Genomic DNA, 2,576 nt, shown 5'->3' with positions numbered 1-2,576 from the left:
ATTATCGGTATGCCTTTCCTTGCTTCGGCGCAACTGCTGCTTTTCCCCTGCCGAAGCGTCCGGAGCCTTGTTGCCACTGCCTGACGCCGCTGCGCGCTCGTACGCGCCGGGCTGCAAAGGCTCCGTCAAGGACACTGCCGCCTCTTCACGTCCGTCGCCCCTGTGTTTGAGGCTTTCACCGCGCCCTATAAAGTAGACATGCTCGGCAATATTGATGGACCGACGCCAGATGCGCGTCAGCGAACGCGCCACAAGAATGATATGCATGGCGACGTGCGGTTTTAAACTGCAATGCGGATCAGACAGGCATTCCATAATGCCCTGTATGATACGCACTTCATTCTGCACGGCCTCGTCATCGCCACGGCTCAAGGCAAGCGCTCCCTGGGCGTCATTATCGCGAAAGACCCGCACGGCGCTTTCAAAAGCTTCGCGTGCGCCCTCATACAGTTCGCGTACGTGGGACATCATGCTGAAACCAGGCATGTTCTGCATAAGAATGGCCTGCTCGGATATGCTGACGGCCTCGTCGCCGATGCGCTCCAGGTCCACCACCATGCGCAGCGATGTCACCACAAAACGCAGGTCTCCGGCCACAGGCTGCGAACGGGCCAGCAGGCGCAGGGCCATTTCGTCAATTTCGTTTTCCAGGGCGTCTATGGCCGCGTCGCTTTCAATCACTGCGGCGGCCCTGCCGGGATCATTGGCCGCAAGCGCCTTGCCCGCCTCTTCCAGCGCAATGCCCACGCTGGCGCACATGACCAGAAGACGGGTGCGCAAAGTTACAAGCAGTTGCTGCAGATAGTTGGCCTGTTGCATGGTGCTCTCCTGAAAAGTGCGATGAAATGAATGAGAATTGCTTGTAGTTGCCCAAGGCATTTTTTGAAAGAATAATTCTAAAATGCTGCAGAACTTTCACCCCGGCATCGCGTCTCGCGGGCAGGCTACGCGCGCCTTGACGGCGGGACACTGCCGCGCAGGCTTCTGATCCGTTTTACAAAAAGCCGCACTAGCCAAAACGGCCTGTAATATAGTCTTCTGTCTGTTTTTTGCCGGGCCGTGTGAACATGATATCCGTGGCATTGTGCTCGATAAGCTCGCCCATGTAGAAAAAGGCCGTGGTGTCGGACACGCGGGCGGCCTGCTGCATGTTGTGGGTGACGATGATGATGGACAGCGACTCGCGCAGTTCGCGTATGCTTTCTTCAATTTTCTGCGTGGCTATGGGGTCAAGGGCGCTGGCGGGTTCATCCATAAGCAGCACCTCCGGCTCCACGGCCAGGGCGCGGGCAATGCACAGGCGCTGCTGCTGCCCGCCGGAAAGCCCCAGCGCAGGAGCCTGAAGGCGATCTTTTACTTCCTCAAAAATGGCGGCCCGCCGCAGGGAAAGCTCCACTTTTTCCGCAATGAGGCTTTCGTCCCGCAGGCCGTTGACGCGCAGACCGTAAGCCACATTTTCGTAAATGGTCTTGGGAAACGGATTGGGTTTCTGAAAGACCATGCCAACCCGGCAACGCAGAGAAACCACATCTGTATCCGGCCGGTTCACATCCTTGCCGTCCAGCAGGATTTCGCCTTCAACGCGCGCGCCCGGCACAAGGTCGTTCATGCGGTTCAGACAGCGTAAAAAGGTGGACTTGCCGCAGCCCGAGGGGCCGATGAGCGCCGTAACCCGGCACGGTTCAAAGGCCAGACTGACCTCATGCAGGGCCTTGTGCTGCCCGTAGTAGACGCTGACATTGCGCGCCTGCAGGTATTCCTTCATGACTGTGCTGCTCCGTGGGCAGAAGTGAGAGTGAAAACAAGCGCCGTGCTGCCGTCCGGGGCGGGGCTTTCCGCCCGGATACTGCCGCCGTGCCGCTCAAGGATGTGCTTGCAGATGGCAAGGCCGAGGCCGGTGCTGGCCTGCCCCCGATGACGCTCCACCTGGTAGAAACGCTCAAAGATGCGCTCCTGATCTTGCCGGGGAATGCCCGGACCATCGTCGGCAACGCGAAAAATCACACTGTCGCCCGCCTGCCGCGCCGTTACGCGAATGCTGCCGCCTTCTGGCGCGTAACGCCCCGCATTTTCCAGAAGGTTGCGAAAAACCTGCGTCAAGTGGGGCAGGCTGGCCATCACCCGGCAACTGGCGGAAAGATGCGACTCCACCCGGCAGCCCCGGCGCTCCAGCACTTCACGGCACATGCCCGTTGCCTGGGTGAGAGCTTCTCCCGGATCTGTGGGAACAAGCTCAAGGCTGCCGCTTTTGCCCTCAAGACGGGCCAGCGTCAGCAGGTCTTCCACCATGCGTGAAAGGTAGGCTCCGTTTTTGAGAATTATTTCGCCAAACCTGCGGCATTCGGGCGGCCCGTCAATGCTGGTGAGGGTTTCGGCATAGCCCTGTATGGCCGTGAGCGGCGTGCGCAATTCGTGCGACACATTGGCAACAAAGTCGCGCCGCACACGCTCAAGCCGCATAAGCTCCGTAATGTCGTGGAACACGGCCACAGCGCCCACCTGCTCCCCGTCCGCCATCTCCGCCGCCGGAGGCAGGGAAATGCAGACAGACATGACCTGGCCAGAGGGCAGTTCCA

3 protein-coding genes are annotated in these 2,576 nt (G+C 59.7%); all 3 read right to left on the bottom strand.

What is annotated here, in order from left to right; all coding sequences use genetic code 11:
- The coding region (gene phoU, locus V6C07_RS09260; RefSeq protein WP_333536140.1) for a phosphate signaling complex protein PhoU at positions 1-819 on the bottom strand (819 nt) is incomplete at its 3' end.
- A 190-nt stretch (positions 820-1,009) separates the two neighbouring features.
- A complete protein-coding gene (pstB, locus tag V6C07_RS09255; RefSeq protein WP_333536139.1) occupies positions 1,010-1,765 on the bottom strand; it encodes a phosphate ABC transporter ATP-binding protein PstB in 756 nt (251 codons plus the stop codon).
- A partial coding sequence (locus V6C07_RS09250; RefSeq protein WP_333536137.1) for a sensor histidine kinase occupies positions 1,762-2,576 on the bottom strand: 815 nt, incomplete at its 5' end. The genes V6C07_RS09250 and pstB, both read right to left, overlap by 4 nt.

Source organism: Desulfovibrio sp. 1214_IL3152, from assembly GCF_036763055.1.
Lineage (GTDB): Bacteria > Desulfobacterota > Desulfovibrionia > Desulfovibrionales > Desulfovibrionaceae > Desulfovibrio.
This window is presented reverse-complemented; position numbering and strand designations above follow the sequence as displayed.

Bases quoted from the DNA above. Each gene is read 5' to 3' on its own strand.
- pstB (WP_333536139.1), bottom strand. From the start codon at position 1,765: ATGAAGGAATACCTGCAGGCGCGCAATGTCAGCGTCTACTACGGGCAG.